This window comes from Bacillus carboniphilus (genome assembly GCF_020524035.2).
Classification (GTDB): domain Bacteria; phylum Bacillota; class Bacilli; order Bacillales; family JAIVKR01; genus Bacillus_CC.
In genome coordinates, this window is sequence record NZ_CP129013.1 from 3,515,742 (window position 1) to 3,533,426 (window position 17,685).

Consider the following 17,685-nt stretch of genomic DNA (forward strand, 5'->3'; position numbering starts at 1 on the left):
ATGGAATATAATATTATTAATTACAATCAAATAGAAAAAATCTTTAGATTCAAAGAAAATGAGCATAAGACAAATTTACGTCTAATACATCATACTGGTACTAAATTTAAATTATTACCTTATACAACACAAAATAATAAGGTCGAAAGCTTTTGGGGAATAACAGGTGCTTTTTCAAGAGAAATTACAGCTAAAAAGACTGGTACTTTTGATAAACAGTCAATTTTTAATAAGGTACTTTCGATTGTTTCTAATTCGAGTAAGAATAGGGGTTTATTATTAAGTGTAATTGGAGAGATATTTTTTGATGAAAAGGATGAATTAATAATAGCTCATCCTCAATTTTTCAACTATATATCTTCTGATAAAAAACAATCGGAAATTGGAAGGTTTTTAGCAAGTATCTTTTCGACTCAAGAAATAAGAAATAATTTCTTAAACGTGTATAAAAATCCGCCCAAAAATGTACTGCTGAAATTACTCCATGATTCACTACCTAAACTTGAAGAGGAATCTAGTGAAAAAAATAAATATGTTAATTACCTATGGGATATACGTTTCAGATTTGAAAATGATCTGATATTACTACTCAAAGATGAGAAATTATTTATTGAACATTTCCAACAACTTTTGCAATATTACTATTTTCATTATATTACCCAATTAGTATTACACTTGGATAACTTTTTTGATGAAACTCTTGATATATTTCCATTATTTTATAGTTTCGACTGGGAAAAGCGTATGCAATCTCGAAGAAGCTATACAGAAGGGTGGAAAGTTGTAGAACCAAAACTTCATAAATTATATGCACATGTTAATTGCCTAGAAATAATGAATTGTATTAAGCATAAAGATGAATTTATGAGCTATAAGCAATTTAAAAATTATGTTTTGACACTTGATAAAAATAGTAGAGAGCTACTCAATAATGAATTGAATGAGATAATTAATGAGTATAAAGCAAGAGTTTTGGACGTTCCTTGGGACAAATTTAAAGAACCATCGGATATGAACAAGTACAATGAACCATGTTTAAATAGTATAAGGAATTTATTTTATCATATTGATTTTCAGTTTAAAAACTCCGTAACACGAAAAAAAATGTATACGAACTACTATAATGGTTTTTATGAATTTTCTAAAACATCATTTTTAAAAAAATCCGGTTCATTAGGTTATACACTCAATTTAAAGCAAGAATACATTATTTTTTTAACTAAAATCTGTATCGGTAATCAAGATAAACTAGCACTCAATGAGTTATTTAATGAATTTGAATATAGAGGAATCTATTTTGATAGGGATTCTAGAAAAGAGTTAGTAGAGCTTTATGAAAAGTTAAATTTAATAGAGAAAAAGAGTGATAGTGGTGATGCGCAGTATGTTAAGTACATTTCATGAGTATTTAGCTGAGCAAATAATAAGTTATTTTTCTCAGAACAATTTAAAAAGTGGTGACAAATATAATATCCAATTTGAAGATGATAATCATGTAGAAAATTTAATAAGATCTATAAATTTACTTGCTAAACGAGGGGGTATATTGGAAGACTTCCTCTGGAAAGAGGTTTCTTTCAAAGCTCAGGCATTATGTTTTAATGGGATTAGGCTTATTATCTGTTCAAATTTAAATCAAGTGACAACAGATTTTCTTACAACTTTACGTAATAAGGTGGGAACAGAAGATCCTTTGTTTAATGAGACGGCTATATTATTTATTCATAACTCTACTTTAGATAGCATACTCGGTGGGACGGAAAGTTTACAAAAAAAGGGTATGCCCCTCTCTCAATCAGCCTTAAAAAAAGATATAACTGATAAAGTTAATAATAGTGAGTTAGATGTCGTTAGTAAAAGTTTGTTAAAGTTTGCTGTTTCAGAAATTGAAGAGGATATTACAAATATCAGCACTTATGTATTCGAATATAAACCAGTAATTAAGGTATTATTTGACGGAATTGATAACTCGACGTATGAAGATTTTGGTTTATTCAAAGATAATGATCCAGATTTACCAAGTATGACTGAAAAAGAGAGAGAGAAACGTTTAATAGAAAACAATGCTAAGTTCTCACTTATTGAAAATATTCATAAATATGGTGATCCTGAACAAGAATTAGAGTTGCATTTTGACTCTGAGGGGGCTGGGATATTAAGTAAAGATAATTGGAAATGTAACGAATATAACTACATTATTCAATCAGAAAATAAAAAAAAGGAAAAAAAAGAAATAGAATATCTTGGAGTGGAGTTTGAGGAGAAGGACTTGTATTGGGAAAGATCAGATGGTAATACCAAGGCAAAGGAACGCAGAAGAAATATTATAATATTTAACCCTGAACATCAGTCAGAAATAAAAGCTTCATTTTCATTTGATCAATTCCTAAAAAAAGACAACTTAAAAAACCATGTAAATAATGTAGCAGCTACTTCAGGAAAAAAGATTAATGTAACCATAATTACAAATAAAGAAGAAACAACATTTGCTAAATTTCAATATAAAGAAGATGGAGTCATATTTATTTTTAAAATAGCTGTAGTTGAGTTTGATAGAAATTTCTTTATGGAAGTAGAATCAAACTACATTTTGCAAATATCCAAAAAAGAACAATATATTGAAGTTCCAAACTTCAGAAACAAATTAGTATTAAATAACCAAGGAATTAGCAGCGAAACCATTATAGTAGAGGATAATAAAACAATTTCTATGGACTCTGTTAAAAATCAATTGATACTTGAAAAGATTGAAGAGTTCTCTTCTGATAATGAGATTTTAACAATAGTGTTTCTTGATTTACCCCCAACTAAGGTACCAATAGGATTAAGTGAAGATGTACAAAAACCGACTCCTATTACAGGTCTAAACGTAAAGAGGTTGAAACATAAAAATAAAAAGAGTTTTTACTTTACTGAAGATAAAAAGCTAAAGCAAGGTAATCAAGAGCATTATATTAAAGAATCACAGCTTAGAAACAGTTTGGAAATTGAGCAAAAATTTATAAGCGAAAGTGTTTTATTCCTAAAAGAAATTAATCGAGAAGTTAAACCAGAAAAATTAGAGATTCCAAATGATATTGAGGATAGTTTCAATGAGTTTGTTGGTTATTTCAAAAATCGCAATCTTCTTCCAAGTTTAACGTACTGGGATGAGGAGTTGACCCAATTAGCAAGAAATTATGTTAATTCTGTATTGGATTATATCAATTCGATAGAAGAAGGAAAAATCTTAAACTCATATGAAAAAAACATTATGAGAATTGGAACGGTGGAGACATTGACTGGGTTTAAGGAGTTGAAATTCTCTCCACTACATCCATTAGTTGTTTCATATCAAATCGAACTAAATAATAATATTGAGAAAGATTTAACGGATGAGATTTATAAGAGACTAACTCCAAATCAACTACTACCTTATATTAATCATGACCAAAAAGGAATATATAAGCCAGTAGAACAGCATCATTCACCTGATTGGATTTACTTTTATAGCTATAAAAACTCTCGGTATAATTCATCGAGTAATTTTGTATCTAAATTAGTTAAAGAAAAAATAGAAGAGTTCACTACTCACTTTGATTTTTTATTCAACAAAATTGTATTAGCACCATTAAAAATTAATGCAATAAATTTAGGGGACTGTAGAGAAGTACTTCAAGGAATATTCGAATACTACTCAAGTAAGTTAAGGGACAAAGCGAATATCTCTAACTTAATTCCTATAGATATATTTATTTATGGGGACGAAGATTCTTATAATGCTTTTGAGGAAATCTCTTTTTATGATGATGTCAATGAGACAAAAAGTCATTTTGATATTAAATTGGATGCAGGGGACTATAGTGAGGAAGATTTATTAACTGCCTTTAGAGAGAAAGTACACTTTTATAAAAGAGATGAGGTATTGGAGCAATACGAATATGCTCATATTTCATTTTATGAATTAAATCAAAACATTGATGAAACCCATGACAATATGAATAATATTGATACAGGGATATCTGTTAACGGTTTAATTTCATCAGTGACTTCAGTATTTCTTGGTGATTCTTATCGTACTGGCTTCGGAACAAAATTTTTGAGAAAAGAAAAGAATAATTTGTTACAATTATCCATAGCTTTAAATTCGTTGGCAAGAGCATCAAGTAGTCAAAATCCTTTTTCTCATAAAGACATTATAGTAACTGCATTCTCCGAACATGACTTAAAACAACTTAATAAACTATACGCTGCTTCTCACTGGGTTACTTTTATTGAACCGAAGTTTGACCTAAACTTTTTTAAGAATAATGAAGCGAGTGATAAAAATTTACTAATACTTCATTATAGTGATCAATATAGCTCATCAACAAGTTATGATGCAATTACAGTTACTCAAAAATCTACACAATATCAATTATTAATTAGGGAATTTCTCTCAGAAAAACTTGAACATGATAATTTTGAAACTGGAAAAATAATAAATATTTTCAACAGTATTAACGGAGATTGGTTATTACGATTAATTGGAAATAAAACTCATTTTCCGCGTGAAAAAATTAGTATTTTATCTGCCGTAAAGTTTAGTTTAGCTTATTTTTATCATCCGGATATAATATGGATTCCATTATCGTTAGAGGAGATCCTACGAGTATCTGGTGCTGTGGGTTTAAAACAAAGTAGTGGTTTGTTCTCAGCTAAAAATTTAGGTGTATCAGGGGCAAGAAGTGATGATCTATTACTTATTGGTATTGAAGATCATGAACAGGGCTTAAAACTTCATTATTATCCTGTTGAGGTTAAAATTGGTAGTGCTGATATTAATAAGGCTGTTGATCAAGTGAAGGCAACTAGAGAAGCTTTAGATACGTTTTTGAAAAAAGAATCATTTAAGAATGCAATTTATAGAGATTTCTTGATACAGTTATTACTTGTTAGTGTAAAGAAAATGAAACTTTACAATGTTTGGGATCAGCAAGATTGGGATAAAGTTTTAAATGGTAAAATCCATGAAATGTTAATTAATGATGATTACGAAATAGTAGATACTTTTAAAGAATATATTCAAAATGGTGCCATAGTTTCATTTTTAAAAGGGGTGCATTTTAAAACAGAAAAGGTTTTAGAAAATGTACTCCAAATAGAATTACCTGAGTCAAGAGGATACCAATATTTAATAGAGGATATAGAAATACTTAAAAAAATGATTCATGGTGGAAATACCGATTTTGATAAGTCTTTACTCCTTAAAAATAAATATCATAGTCTGACAAACAAAAGTGAAGGAGATTACCCGATAAACTTAGAAAATGAGCAGGATGAGAACAAACAAAGTTTGACCAAGGTGGATTCAAAAGGTGATGAAAACAGTAAAAAGACTCAAGTGAAAATGGCTAATTTTACTGATCAACCATTATCGGTTTTATTTGGCCATAAACTAGAAAATAAAAGTATTCCATTGTATTGGTTTCCGACTGATACTAGTAGGATAATGCATACTAATACAGGAATTATTGGCACTATGGGTACAGGTAAAACTCAATTTACAAAATCGTTAATAACACAACTTTATAAAAATTCTCATTTAAATGTTAATGGCACAAAAATTGATATTCTTATTTTTGATTATAAGGGAGATTACATCAAAGAAGATTTCATAAATGCTACTGATGCCAAAGTCTATGATTTGTTTCATTTACCTTATAATCCATTAGCCCTTTTTAAGGGCCAGCGCCATAAGCCAATGCTACCACTTCACATTGCAAACAGTATTAAAGAAACTATAGGTACAGCATATGGGTTAGGGCCCGTTCAAAGAGGATTACTAAGAGAATTAATTATGGAAGCTTATACTAGAAAAGGTATTAATAAAGCTAAAGTAGATACTTGGGATTTACCAGCTCCAACAATTACTGATGTTTATAAAGTTTTTTTTAGAACGGGAAGATATTAAAGAGGACAGTTTAACAGCTGCGTTAAGAGATCTTGCAGATTTTGAAATCTTTATGCCAGACTCTAAAAATACAAAACCGCTTTATCAATTAAATGAAGGTGTAACTGTAATCAATCTATCTAGTTATGACGAAGGAATGCAGAATTTAGTTGTTGGTATTACTTTAGATACATTCTACTCTCAAATGCAATCAAAAGGGCACAGTCAGATTATAGGAGAATATCGTGAGCTAACTAAAATGATACTTGTTGATGAAGCTGATAACTTTTTAAGCAGAGGTTTCGACTCGTTAAAGAAAATTTTAAAAAGAAGGCAGAGAATATGGTGTAGGTACCATACTCTCAACTCAATTTTTGAGTCATTTTGTAACAACTGATAATGATTATTCGCAGTATTTATTAACTTGGATAGTTCACCAAGTAAGCGATTTAAAGAGAAAAGAAGTACAAGCTATATTTAATACTGAGAGTAGAGATGAAGAAGATAGGGTCATGAATAAAATTAGGCAGCTAGAGAAACACCAGAGTATTGTTACATCAGTATCAAACAATAAGTTAGAGATTATGGAAGATAAGCCGTTCTGGCAATTATGTTTTGAATAAAAAGTGTTTTTAATGTGAATGGAGGCCAAATATCCCTTCATTCACACATTTATTTCTAAACATACTTATTAATCCCTCTAAGTAACCCATTGTTTTTTATCATTAAAGTTCATTAAAAATGTTTAATTCCTCTGCATTAGTTAAATGCGATAAAGAGAAACGAATAGTTGAACGAATAGCATTAATTGAAAGTCCAACCGCTTCAAGAACGTGACTAGGTTTAGAAGAACTACAAGCTGATCCTGTAGATAAGGCAACAATAGGAGCTAATTTGTTTATCAAAAGTTCATTATTAATCCCTTTAAACTGGACACTAAGGATACCAGGTATTTTATCTTTTTGATCATGGTTAAACTGAATAACTTCACCAAATTTATCAATTAAGATTTTTTGAAGATACTTTTCTAATCGTTGCAAATGATCAGTATTTTTTTCTAAACGAGAGTAAGCAAGTTTTGTTGCTTCGCCCATACCTACAATGTTATGGACGGCAAGAGTACCACTTCTATAATTGTTTTCTTGACCACCACCGTGTATTAGTGGTGTTATTTTTGTTTTTAATCCACTATTATCCTTTTTTATCAGGGATACACCAATTCCTTTTGGGCCATGAAACTTGTGTGCTGAACATGAAAGAAATCGTAAGCCAGGTATATCATTAACATTAAGATTAATTTTTCCAACTACCTGCGTTGCATCCGTATGGAAAAAAACATTATGAGAATTACAAAGCTCTGCGATTTCTTCAATTGGTTGAAGAGAGCCAAGCTCATTATTTCCCCACATAATTGTTACTAATAATGGAGGTGATTCTAATAATAACTTGGTTAAATCGTTTAAATTTATACGACCATATCTGTCTACGTTTAAGTATGTTATTGTAAAGCCTTTACTTTCAAGATAACGACATGTTTCAAGTGTAGCTGGATGTTCAACCTTGGATGTAATAATATGCTTATTCTCTTCACCGTAATAGTCTGCAATCCCTTTAATAATCATATTATTACTTTCAGTTGCGCCACTAGTAAAAATGACCTCATCAACATCACAACCAAGTAAAGTAGCAATGTTTTCACGAGCCTTTTTTATTGCTTCATTAGCGTTAATAGCTAAAGGATAATATTTGCTAGAAGGATTGCCGTATTCCTCTAATAAGTACGGTAACATTGCTTCTTTTACTTCTGTTAACATTTGAGTCGTTGCACTGTTATCTAAATAAAGCATAAATAATCACCTACTAAGATTGCTGTAAAAGATTCATAATAAATTTATCATAATTTCCTGCATGTTGATATTCACCAGAGAGTAGACGAACGCCCCGTTCTAAGTGAGCATTAAAAAGTCCGGGGAAAAACTCATCGTCTGACACTTCTCTGTTAGCATGTTGAGTAATAAGTGCACGATATAAATAATCGTGTTCCCCAGTTAGGGTATTTCGATTAAAATCTCGACCATTCGACTCTGACCGTGGAATATCAGGAATACCTTCTTGCCTTAAGGAAAGCGCAATTGCAAGTCGAGCTAAAATATTTGGTGTTAAATTTGTAGATGCATGTAATTGGTTTAATCTTTCCGCTACATAGTTTGATGTTTTTAATTGAAAGTTCATTGTTTTACCACCTCTTGTTGATCAAAATCAAAGTACTTATTATGAATTTCTACTCTTTCTTCAGAGGTGATAAAATCTAAAGTATACTCGTTTGCCACATGAGGTTTAATGATTTCATAATGAACCTGATCAATCTCTGAATCGGTGCTCAAGATTATCACTTGTTCACCACATGCTGGAATAAATGTTGAAAGGACTGTTTGCTTATGAGTCTTATCCAAGCGTCCTAGTAGTGTGTCAAAAATAAAAGGCAACCTGATGCGTGAACATTTGAACATTGCCCATACAATTGATAAGAGAAGAATTTCTTTTTCTCCAGAGGAAATGCGCTCTTTTATGATTTCCTCTTTAGATTGATTATATAAAGTTACTTCAAACGTATTAGAATCAATTACAAGAGAAGAAACGTAATCCTTTTTTCTCATAAGTCCATTTAACATTCTAGTAGCTTCAATTTGTACGTCTTGTAATTTTTTCTTTTGTTGCTGTATACGAAACTTAGTACTTAATTCTTTGATTTTATTAGCAATAATATAGGAGCCTTTAGATTTTTCTTCTTCTTGAAGTCGTGAAATCATCAGTTTTCTTATTTTCTTAGTTTCTTCGAGTTTTAAATGAGAAGCTTCTTTTTTTTCAGTAAGCTCTATAAGCTTTATATTAAGAACAGAAATTTCCTTCGTGATTTCTTCTATCTCACTGAAAATATCCCTAAACGCATGTGTTTGTTCATTTAATTTAATTTTATGGCGGAAATCTTTTGCCTGTTCTAATAATTGTTGATTTGATTCAATTATACCTATATAGTCATTAATTTCTAATCTATTTATTATATTAACCATTGATTGTACTTTACTTTTCTGAGCAAAAGATGCTCGGTGAATAGGTTTTAGATCAGGTACAGGAAACAATCCTAATAGATCTTTACGTAATTGTATTACAGCATTATCTTGCGCTATTGGTATACTGGATAATTCAGACTTAAGAGTATTAATAATCTCATTTAATTTTTTTTCTGTTAATGATGATTCAAGTTTGTCTCTTAATTCCCAAGAACTTTCTAACTCCATTTGCTGTTCAATACTAAACATTAAATCTTTCGTTAAGTAAAAAGGTAATAGGGTAGAGACAAACTCTTTTAATTTATCTGAGTTCCCTTTTCTTTCTGTTTCAATTTCGGTTACTTTTGCTTGTAGTAAATCTCTTTCCTCTTTTACAAGTCCACCGTTGATCTCAAATTGTCTTTTAAGACTGGAAAGGAGCTCTTTCAATTTATTTATGGTTTCATTAATAGATATTTCCTCTTCAGTTAACTCCATTATGTTAGTCTCAATATCGGAAATCTGTTTATCAAGGAGGAAAAGTTCTTCTTCTTCTTGAAATAATTGGCTCTCGTCTTTCGAATACTTAACATATTGTAAGAGATCACTTTCAAGAGTCTCAAAGAGGTATAAATTGAATAATACTTTTCCAGCTGATTCAAGGTATTCAGATAGTCGATTATCATTTACAATTCTAGAAAGTTCCTCACCATCAAATAAACACATATTAAAAAGTTCAACAGGGATCGTCTCTTTTAAATGAGAATGATAGTTCTCTTTTTCATCTTCCTTCAAGTATTCACCATTTTTCATTATTGAAAATTGTTCCTTTGGTTTCTTATTAAAAAGTTTCCATCTGCGAACAAATCGATAATTATTTCGTTGGTACTTCTCAGTTTCACTAAATTCAAGAATTATTTGGAATAAATTAGCCCCTTCATTCACCGCTGCTTTATTGAGTAGGGAAAAGATGTGCTGATAATATTTTTCATTTTCGGTTGCAAAGCGAAAAGCAAAAGCACCAAAAAGAGCAATTCGTATTGAGGTTAAAAATGTTGTTTTACCAGAACCATTTTCTCCTCCAAATAAGATGACATTCTTTTCAGGTGGATGTACAGTTAAATTAATTTCATGTGTGCCTTTATAAACTCCAATGTTATGGAAAATTACCTTCTGTAACTGCATAGTTGTTTAATGCCCCTTTATAGGTGTAAATAGTCCTGTTTTAAAGTCTTCTCTATATCTTGTGAAACACCACGACGTATTTTATAGCCGTTATATTCTTTTTCAATAGAAATAAGTCTCTTTAATACTTTCATATCAACTTTCATTTCATCACATAGGAGTTCGAGATCGGATAATTGCTCTTTATCAAAGAGAGGACGGTCATCATACTCCCAATCCAGATCATAGCCCATTACTTCTCTAAAAATTTGAGGAACACGGTCCTCAAAATCATCATTTTCAAGCCAATACCGTCTTATTACCTTTATTTCTTCATCTTTTATTAGTTCATAATGTTCTCCAGATGGATGCTTTAAATCACGTTGAACCTCAAGTAGTTTTCGAAGAATTGTTTCTCTTGCTTTCATTGTAAATGGTCCAAGTCCTAACTGTTGATAAGTCTCACCGTCTTTAATCAACAAACTATTATCTTCATCCCTTGAGAGGTCGATATTGTTCTTCTTGAGGAAACTTTTTAATGCGCTTTTTTCTACAATGGTGAAAGATTCAAGTTTAGTAATTTCCTCTTTACGACTAGCTTTTTTAGGGATAATGACATAGTCTTCCTCATCAATGTTTTCTACACGAACATTTCTAAAATAGATTTTTCCATGTTTACGGTATTTTTGGCGATAGTTACGATTATCACGTATCTCAGCCAACCAATTTCGGAATTCAAGTAGAGGCCGCATCCAATCTTCGCCATTTTCAATAAAACCATTCAGGGCTTTATCTTTTGTAACAACGGTGCATGTCCAACAACCAAATCGACTATTTCCGCATGAACCAGCACTTTCCTTTACAGATTTATCAACAACGAGAGGACATTCCCTAGATGATGAAGAATCCTGATATAGTTTGTTTAATTCATGATTGTCATCACCCCAGGGGGAAGGTGAATTTTCATCTAATAGATAGTCCCAAATATCTTCAAGAGTAAAGTTTCGTATAGGTGCAAAAACATAGGCATTCGACAAAGTTGAATGTCTCATTAACACCTTTCCTTCGACTGTATGTGACTTCATGGTATTTCCTCTAGTTACACTTTCATCATCACGTACACCTAAGACCATTATGACTTCTCCAAAAGTTGAAACTTTTTCTTTTATAAATTGGTTAGCAGGATCAATTTTCAATCGATCTGTACACCAACGAAACTTCTGGTTGGGTGATGGATACCCCTTACCAATAATATTAGCCCAAAACGTTTGGTCAAAATCAGGTTTAACTTTATGAGTCTCAATTGGTAAGCCCATGAGCAGTGCACGATCTTGAACTCGACGTAAAGTATTATTAATTGAAGAAATAATAAGTGGTGTTTCAACTAAGGTATCAGATGAAATAACATATACTTTTTTATGCAGTTTTTCTTTAGGTAAATCAGCTAGTGCTTCAAAAACTAGTTGGACAACAACCGTAGAGTCTTTACCACCACTGTATCCGACAACCCAAGGTCTATGGTCTTCTAAGTAAATTTCTTTGATTAGTTGTTTTGCGTCTTCAACTTTTGGATTTTCTGCATTTATCAGGTTTGAAATTATATTGTTTAGCATATTAGACACCTTGCTTCAAAGTATTTTCCATCTCTTCTTCTTGTTCAGTTAATGGAAGGGCTAGTTTTATTTTGATCATATTTGCTGTAAGTTGGATAGTTTGGTTATTCTTATTTATCCTTCCGGTTGGGCCAAATGCTCTTCCTAACCAATCTTTGCTGTTTGATCTATTCCAATCAATGTTAGATAATTTTTTAATGTGCTCTTTCCAATCTGTTGGATGATTATAATATAGGAAGTTTCCTACTATCCCAAGTGCTTCAAGAAAAATACCGTGGGCTACAACATAATGAGCACGAAGTTCTCGTGGGTTTAGTTCTTTATTTAATACTTGTTTCCATTCCACAATAGAATCACAAAGGACTTCCCAAAATTCTTTTATAAAAGTTTTCTCATCCTCTGTGATGAATTCTCCCTTTTTTTTACCTAGAAGCTTTTGATTTGTCTTAAATATATGATTTAATGCAAATAGTTTTGGAGAATTCTTTGATAAAGATACTTTTTCCTTATCTGTATATCGTTCTAACAAAGGTGTTTCTGCTATGATATCTTTTGTGAGAAGTGCAAGTTGGTCACGATGATCGTACAAAATACCAAGTGAAGATGTTGTATTAACCGCGTGTCTATTTAAATCAGCAAAAATTTGTTGTGATTTTTTTAAACCTTTATCGTGATAAAATACAACTGAGATATTTTCTTCTCCCAGGTCTGGAGAAATTTTCAGAGCTTCTTCTATGGCTGCTCTCCGATGCTGACCGTCGTTTATTAAAAACTTTGAATCTAAGGATACGACCAAATTGCCTAGGTCTTCAAAATCGTGTGCATCACTAAACGGTTGAAAATGCACTTGACCATCAATAGATGCAGTTAATGATGAAAAAACATATTCCTTCGAGTTTTCGAGGATATAATTAGTAATATCAGGAATTCTAGATTTGTTTATAATTCGTTGTGCTCGGTGTTCTGGTGGTATTTCTTCTTCATCAAAAAGAAAGATTCTAGGTATTAATCTTAAAGGTACCATTGCAACAAAGAATTCATTCCCACCTTGGACTCCTCTTAAGGATGGAAAGTTATAACTGAAAGCAGCATTCATTTACAAACACCCCTATTACGTACGTAATTAGTATTTTATATTTAGAATATTACTAGAAATAGAGAACAAACGTCAAGAAGTTCGGGTGTTATACTTGGGGAAATATAGATGAAATCTCAATGAGCATAAACGAAACATATTTAAGTTGGAGGTAAGTAATTATGAATAGAGAAGAGTTAAAAATAAACTTGGAGGCGATATTTCTTGATTACTATGATGGCCTTTACAATGAACTTCAACTCAAACATATGCTGAAGAAACTATATATTAAAGAAAATTTTGATAATAGCGAATGGTCTGAGATGGTACTTGGTGCTCAATAGAATCATGCAACTGAAGAGGATTATGAAAATAAGAGAAGAGAACTGGAACAAGAAGAGGAAAAGGAAAATTGAGTTTTATTTAAATTTGTCACACAGAAAAATAATTAAATTACAGACTTAGATAAGAGGTTCAAAGTACACTAACGAGGAAAATATCAAGGGAATTAGAAAATAGAGGTTATACTATGAAAAACAATAAAACTTTTTTAAGTAACAAACTATTTATTTGTACTTATCTAATGGAAACTATCTTTATACTACTCTTTTGTTAACAAGCTGTCAATTATCGAATGAAGATAATAGTAATACAGGTTAAAATAACCAAAATAAAGAAGTAGTTGAATATGAAGAATCAGAGAATAACCCACAGGTAGGGAAGAACTTGAAGACCATATCAGCTACTGTAGTAAAAGTTGTAGACGGTGATACGATAGAAGTAAGATTAAAGAATGGTAGTTAAGAGACCACCTGAAGCCTGCCTATTCAATGAATGAACGGCTGTACCAATGGTTAAGCCTAGTAAGGCACCATGTAAACTATCTTGTCTTTGGGCATTTGTTAAAGGGTTGCCGAACATATCTTGACCCGTTAAATATTCTCCGAAGCCATTGGCGGTCACTAACCCGTAAATGCCCATTTCGGTTTTATAAAGGACCTTGAGTGATTTGTGTATTAAATATCTTACATTTAAATTTGAAATTCAAGCAAACAATTGACAAGTAGACTATAAAAGCAAAAACACTTGACGTCTAAAAAGACAATCAAGTGTCAATTTGTTTATCTGTCTTTTCTCTTTTCATGTTTAAGAATATTTTGGCTCTTCGTGATTCACAGTGATTGTTTAGATAAATTAATACCGGACAATTACACAATAAGAAGAGTAAGCTATTCTGTTTGTATCTTAGAATTTTATTCATTAGTTTCTTAGGTTACATTAAAGGTTATTTTTTTTACCTCTTCAAACCATTCATTAGCAATGTGATCTGCTGTTTTAATGTCATCATTTGTATAGACTAAATCATATTTATATTCAGCTTTAAAATTCCCATTTTTTACATCATATATTAATTTCATCTCCGTTGGAATATCTCTTTCATATTCTTTACATAATAATTTTATTTTTTGAATATCTTCACATATTATTCTCAACACCATAGATTGACGTTTGGGAGATACATCATATCTTTCATTATCAACATTCAAGGAATCATTTATCTTATGAGGTTCAACATATGTATTATTAATTAAATAAAAATAACTACTCGAAATAATTCCTTCTTCACATGAAGCATAGACATAAACTTTATCAGCTCTATCCTCAACATATTCCAAACATATAGAAATCATATCCCCTTGCAATTCACTAAAACTATCTTCAAATTCTTTCATAAAATTTTTTCCCTTCTTTTAATTAGTTTTCGATAATTTTAAAACCAGATTTACCGTCAATAGAGTAATTGATTATGAATTCTTTCGGTCGAAAGTCGTTTCCTGTGTAAACTATTTCAACATCTACTGTTACTGTTTTAGGAGGTTTTTCTTTCAAAGCAACAGCCCATTCTTGTTCAATTTTCTTATATTGTTTTAAATTAACATCAGATAATTGTGAGACTAAATTGTCAATTTTAGGTGAACCTCCAAATCTATCAGCTACCAAATGTCCTGCATGATCTTGACCTTTTACTTTACCTGGAGTGTTTCTGCTGTGTGACAATCTGTCTTTTCTCTCAGTTAGTTGTAAATTCTCTGTTTCAAACTTTGTGATTCTGCCTAGACTATCAGTTTCATAAAAATAATCATACTTTCCAGTTTTATACCTAATATCTGGTTTCAACTTATTTTTTCTACCATTAGAAAACTGTTTTCCGTTCTCCACATACCTTTTAACTCCAACTCCCTCAGCCTCCATCATAACCTGTTGCTTAACGTCACTCAGCGTCTTCGTATTAAGGTTAAAGTTCGTGACTCTACCTGCATTTGTGGCGAGTTGCTGGGCTTCAACGCCAACCGGAACTCTCAACTGACCAATATTTGATCTTAACTTCGATAACGCTTGTTGGGATTGGGTGACTTTTTGTCCTACATAGGCCTTGCTGTATGGGAATAATGCTTCACTTGAAGCTTATCGATTCACTGAATGAGCAGCTGTACCAATGGTTAAGCCTAGTAAGGCACACCTAGTAAGGCACCATTTAAACTATCTTGTCTTTGGGCATCTGTTGAACATATCTTGACCCGTTAAATATTCTCCGGAGCCATTGGCGGTCACTAACCCGTAAATGCCCATTTCGGTTTTATAAATGAAGTCGAATGGTTTGTGTATTAAATATCTTACTTTTTAAATTTGAAATTCAAGCAAACAATTGACAAGTAAACTATAAAAGTAAAAACACTTGACGTCCAAAAAGACAATCAAGTGTCAAAATGTCTATCTGTCTTTTCTCTTTTCATGTTTAAGAATACTTAGGCTCTTCGTCATTCACAGTGAATGTTTAGATAAATTATTACCGTACAAGGGAATGAGTTGCTCAGTAATCACCACCTGTTTCAAGTAGTAAAACGTGGATTGAACATCAACATAGCCATTCACTTTATTGAATTTGTTCACTTGAATTACACTTTAAATAGCGAAGAAACAATATTTATAAAACACTATTAAGAGCAGCATTTACCATTCCTTCAAAGCTGTTATACTCTTCAACTATCTCACCACTTGGCTTATCTAATTCATAAAATACTAAATCATCAACATCAACACAGTACCAGGAAATACTTGAATCTCCAAAGAATAAGTAATTTTTATCCCATTCATTTTCCAGCCAAATTTCATTTGCACCAATCAGAGAATTACTATCTTCTGATGATTCAGCACCATAAATTACCAATCCGTTAAAATCTAATCCATTTACTAATCTTAAAAAGTTTTCATATTCATATAGCCAAATATTCTTTTTATAACGCTCAAAAATCCACTTTTTAGTAGTTAGTATACTTTCCTCACTTGCTGATAAAAATATAGATTTTTCATCAGTATTTTTTATGTTCTCAATCTTCTTTAATAACCCTATCATCTTAGCATCCCTCTCAATTTTTAGTTTCTGGATAAACAAAACCTTTTGGTATTGGCCACTTAATAATTATTGAATCACCAACTTTGATCCCTCTAGTTAGAGTTCTTTGAGAATTAGTTAATACTTTGTGATAAGGATCATTTTTTATTAATATTAAGTTACTGAAGTCATTTGTTCCTCCATCATCCAAAGGTAATTTATGATGCACTTGATACCCTTCTGGAACAAAACCATTTTTCATATCATTAATATCTGTTTTGCTTAATCCAGCGTTAAGTAGTATTTTAATTTTTTTATCACTTTTAGTTAAGTCTAATAAGAAGTTCTTTCTGACAGAGCTATTGAATTTATTCCTAAGTTGTTTGAATTCCTCCCTAGGGCGTTTAGTGTAGGTTATATCTTTCTCTCTGATACCTTTTAGTAGTATATTCTCTCCTTTTAATTTTCCAATATGTTCTGGACCAGTTTCCGATTTCCAGATCCAGTCATGCTTCACATCACTCAGCGTCTTCGTATTAAGGTTAAAGTTCGTGACTCTACCTGCATTTGTGGCGAGTTGCTGGGCTTCAACGCCAACTGGAACTCTCAACTGACCAATATTTGATCTTAACTTCGATAAAGCTTGTTGGGATTGAGTGACTTTTTGTCCTACATAGGCCTTGCTGTATGGGAATAATGTTTGACCTGAAGCCTGCCTATTCAATGAATGAGCGGCTGTACCAATGGTTAAGCCTAGTAAGGCACCATGTAAACTATCTTGTCTTTGGGCATCTGTTAAAGGGTTGCCGAACATATCTTGACGGGTTAAATATTCTCCGAAGCCATTCGCGGTCACTAACCCGTAAATGCCCATTTCAGTTTTATAAAGGACATCAAACCAATATATAAGTAATTTTGTTTTAAATATAGAAAACCCCCTGACATTAGGCAATCAAGGGGTTAAAAGAAAAAAATATTACTATATCATTTTTAGATTAATACTTTTAAAGGTTATTTTTCTTTACTTCTTGGAACCAACAATCAAAAATATCATCCGGTAATAGTTCGTCATCATTTGTATAAATTAAGTCATATCTATAGTTTGCTTTTAAACTATTTTTCTTCACATCATAATGTAATTTTATCTCTGTAGGCATTTCTCTTCCAAATTCTTCACATTTATTGTGAATTTCTTTTAGGTTCTTCAATCCAATGTCTAATACTGCTTCTTGTCTATCTTCAGATGTATCATAAAAAAACAAATCTCTACTTTTGTCTTTAATAGCATCATTTAATTTATTCTTCAATACCACTATGCCATTTATTTTATAAAACACATCAAAAGAATACATTTTAGGTTCATATGAACAATAAATATATATATCTTCAGCTTTTTCCTCAACATACTCTAAACAAATAGCAACCATATCAGTTTGAATTTCAGATAAATAATCTTCAAATATTTTTTTCATCCTATT

Annotated in this window: 15 protein-coding genes; 4 read left to right on the forward strand and 11 right to left on the reverse strand. The window is 31.4% G+C overall.

Annotated features, from left to right (window positions below):
* Genes dptG through LC087_RS18370 form a run of 3 tightly spaced genes read left to right on the forward strand, consistent with a single transcriptional unit; the run spans position 1 to position 6,308 of the window.
* Positions 1 to 1,404 carry a DNA phosphorothioation-dependent restriction protein DptG gene (gene dptG, locus LC087_RS18360; RefSeq protein ID WP_226542324.1) on the forward strand — a complete coding sequence of 468 codons (1,404 nt, stop codon included), beginning with the start codon at positions 1 to 3 and terminating at the stop codon, positions 1,402 to 1,404.
* Complete coding sequence (gene dptH / locus LC087_RS18365) at positions 1,385 to 5,932, forward strand: DNA phosphorothioation-dependent restriction protein DptH (protein WP_306019777.1); 4,548 nt, start codon at positions 1,385 to 1,387, stop codon at positions 5,930 to 5,932. Before dptG ends, dptH begins: the two co-directional genes overlap by 20 nt.
* A complete protein-coding gene (locus LC087_RS18370; protein WP_306019778.1) occupies positions 5,895 to 6,308 on the forward strand; it encodes a hypothetical protein in 414 nt (137 codons plus the stop codon). The genes dptH and LC087_RS18370 overlap by 38 nt, the downstream gene beginning before the upstream one ends.
* A 328-nt stretch (positions 6,309 to 6,636) precedes the next feature.
* On the opposite strand, the gene LC087_RS18375 is transcribed toward LC087_RS18370, so the two are convergent.
* From LC087_RS18375 to dndB, 5 genes are read right to left on the reverse strand one after another with little or no spacing between them, the layout of a single operon-like run.
* The gene (locus LC087_RS18375; protein WP_306019779.1) at positions 6,637 to 7,758 is read right to left on the reverse strand and encodes a cysteine desulfurase family protein; all 1,122 of its coding nucleotides are present in this window, start codon (positions 7,756 to 7,758) and stop codon (positions 6,637 to 6,639) included.
* A gap of 13 nt (positions 7,759 to 7,771) precedes the next feature.
* Positions 7,772 to 8,143, reverse strand: a complete 372-nt coding sequence (gene dndE / locus LC087_RS18380) for a DNA sulfur modification protein DndE (RefSeq protein ID WP_226542330.1) — start codon at positions 8,141 to 8,143, stop codon at positions 7,772 to 7,774.
* Positions 8,140 to 10,146, reverse strand: a complete 2,007-nt coding sequence (dndD, locus tag LC087_RS18385) for a DNA sulfur modification protein DndD (RefSeq protein ID WP_226542332.1) — start codon at positions 10,144 to 10,146, stop codon at positions 8,140 to 8,142. Before dndD ends, dndE begins: the two co-directional genes overlap by 4 nt.
* A gap of 17 nt (positions 10,147 to 10,163) precedes the next feature.
* Positions 10,164 to 11,738: a DNA phosphorothioation system sulfurtransferase DndC gene (gene dndC / locus LC087_RS18390; RefSeq protein ID WP_226542334.1), complete on the reverse strand. Its 1,575-nt coding sequence runs from the start codon at positions 11,736 to 11,738 to the stop codon at positions 10,164 to 10,166.
* A gap of 1 nt (position 11,739) precedes the next feature.
* Entirely contained in the window at positions 11,740 to 12,834 is a 1,095-nt protein-coding gene (gene dndB / locus LC087_RS18395) for a DNA sulfur modification protein DndB (protein ID WP_226542336.1), read from the reverse strand.
* A gap of 161 nt (positions 12,835 to 12,995) precedes the next feature.
* Here dndB and LC087_RS18400 point away from each other — a divergent pair, with 161 nt between their 5' ends.
* Positions 12,996 to 13,157 (forward strand): hypothetical protein, encoded by a 162-nt coding sequence (locus LC087_RS18400; RefSeq protein ID WP_226542338.1) that lies wholly within the window; start codon positions 12,996 to 12,998, stop codon positions 13,155 to 13,157.
* A 442-nt stretch (positions 13,158 to 13,599) separates the two neighbouring features.
* Here LC087_RS18400 and LC087_RS18405 read toward each other — a convergent pair whose 3' ends face one another.
* The 6 genes from LC087_RS18405 to LC087_RS18430 all read right to left on the reverse strand — a co-directional run bounded on the left by LC087_RS18405 (position 13,600) and on the right by LC087_RS18430 (position 17,679).
* Entirely contained in the window at positions 13,600 to 13,794 is a 195-nt protein-coding gene (locus tag LC087_RS18405; RefSeq protein WP_226542339.1) for a hypothetical protein, read from the reverse strand.
* A 287-nt stretch (positions 13,795 to 14,081) separates the two neighbouring features.
* A complete protein-coding gene (locus LC087_RS18410) occupies positions 14,082 to 14,546 on the reverse strand; it encodes an immunity protein YezG family protein (protein ID WP_226542340.1) in 465 nt (154 codons plus the stop codon).
* Between the two features lie 22 nt (positions 14,547 to 14,568).
* Positions 14,569 to 15,177, reverse strand: coding sequence for a DNA/RNA non-specific endonuclease (locus tag LC087_RS18415; RefSeq protein WP_226542341.1), 609 nt, complete (start codon positions 15,175 to 15,177; stop codon positions 14,569 to 14,571).
* 622 nt (positions 15,178 to 15,799) lie between these two features.
* Positions 15,800 to 16,228 carry a YrhA family protein gene (locus LC087_RS18420; protein WP_226542342.1) on the reverse strand — a complete coding sequence of 143 codons (429 nt, stop codon included), beginning with the start codon at positions 16,226 to 16,228 and terminating at the stop codon, positions 15,800 to 15,802.
* 13 nt (positions 16,229 to 16,241) lie between these two features.
* Positions 16,242 to 17,063, reverse strand: a complete 822-nt coding sequence (locus LC087_RS18425; protein ID WP_226542343.1) for an HNH endonuclease signature motif containing protein — start codon at positions 17,061 to 17,063, stop codon at positions 16,242 to 16,244.
* Between the two features lie 148 nt (positions 17,064 to 17,211).
* The gene (locus LC087_RS18430) at positions 17,212 to 17,679 is read right to left on the reverse strand and encodes a DUF600 domain-containing protein (protein ID WP_226542344.1); all 468 of its coding nucleotides are present in this window, start codon (positions 17,677 to 17,679) and stop codon (positions 17,212 to 17,214) included.
* Positions 17,680 to 17,685: the final 6 nt, after the last annotated feature.

What these genes read in the sequence shown, in the direction of transcription:
- dndB (WP_226542336.1), bottom strand. Translation starts at nt 12,834, where the DNA reads ATGAATGCTGCTTTCAGTTATAACTTTCCATCCTTAAGAGGAGTCCAA.
- LC087_RS18420 (WP_226542342.1), bottom strand. Translation starts at nt 16,228, where the DNA reads ATGATAGGGTTATTAAAGAAGATTGAGAACATAAAAAATACTGATGAA.
- dndE (WP_226542330.1), bottom strand. Translation starts at nt 8,143, where the DNA reads ATGAACTTTCAATTAAAAACATCAAACTATGTAGCGGAAAGATTAAAC.
- LC087_RS18370 (WP_306019778.1), top strand. Translation starts at nt 5,895, where the DNA reads ATGTTTATAAAGTTTTTTTTAGAACGGGAAGATATTAAAGAGGACAGT.
- LC087_RS18430 (WP_226542344.1), bottom strand. Translation starts at nt 17,679, where the DNA reads ATGAAAAAAATATTTGAAGATTATTTATCTGAAATTCAAACTGATATG.
- dndC (WP_226542334.1), bottom strand. Translation starts at nt 11,738, where the DNA reads ATGCTAAACAATATAATTTCAAACCTGATAAATGCAGAAAATCCAAAA.
- LC087_RS18410 (WP_226542340.1), bottom strand. Translation starts at nt 14,546, where the DNA reads ATGAAAGAATTTGAAGATAGTTTTAGTGAATTGCAAGGGGATATGATT.
- LC087_RS18375 (WP_306019779.1), bottom strand. Translation starts at nt 7,758, where the DNA reads ATGCTTTATTTAGATAACAGTGCAACGACTCAAATGTTAACAGAAGTA.
- dptG (WP_226542324.1), top strand. Translation starts at nt 1, where the DNA reads ATGGAATATAATATTATTAATTACAATCAAATAGAAAAAATCTTTAGA.
- dptH (WP_306019777.1), top strand. Translation starts at nt 1,385, where the DNA reads ATGTTAAGTACATTTCATGAGTATTTAGCTGAGCAAATAATAAGTTAT.
- LC087_RS18400 (WP_226542338.1), top strand. Translation starts at nt 12,996, where the DNA reads ATGAATAGAGAAGAGTTAAAAATAAACTTGGAGGCGATATTTCTTGAT.
- LC087_RS18405 (WP_226542339.1), bottom strand. Translation starts at nt 13,794, where the DNA reads ATGGGCATTTACGGGTTAGTGACCGCCAATGGCTTCGGAGAATATTTA.
- dndD (WP_226542332.1), bottom strand. Translation starts at nt 10,146, where the DNA reads ATGCAGTTACAGAAGGTAATTTTCCATAACATTGGAGTTTATAAAGGC.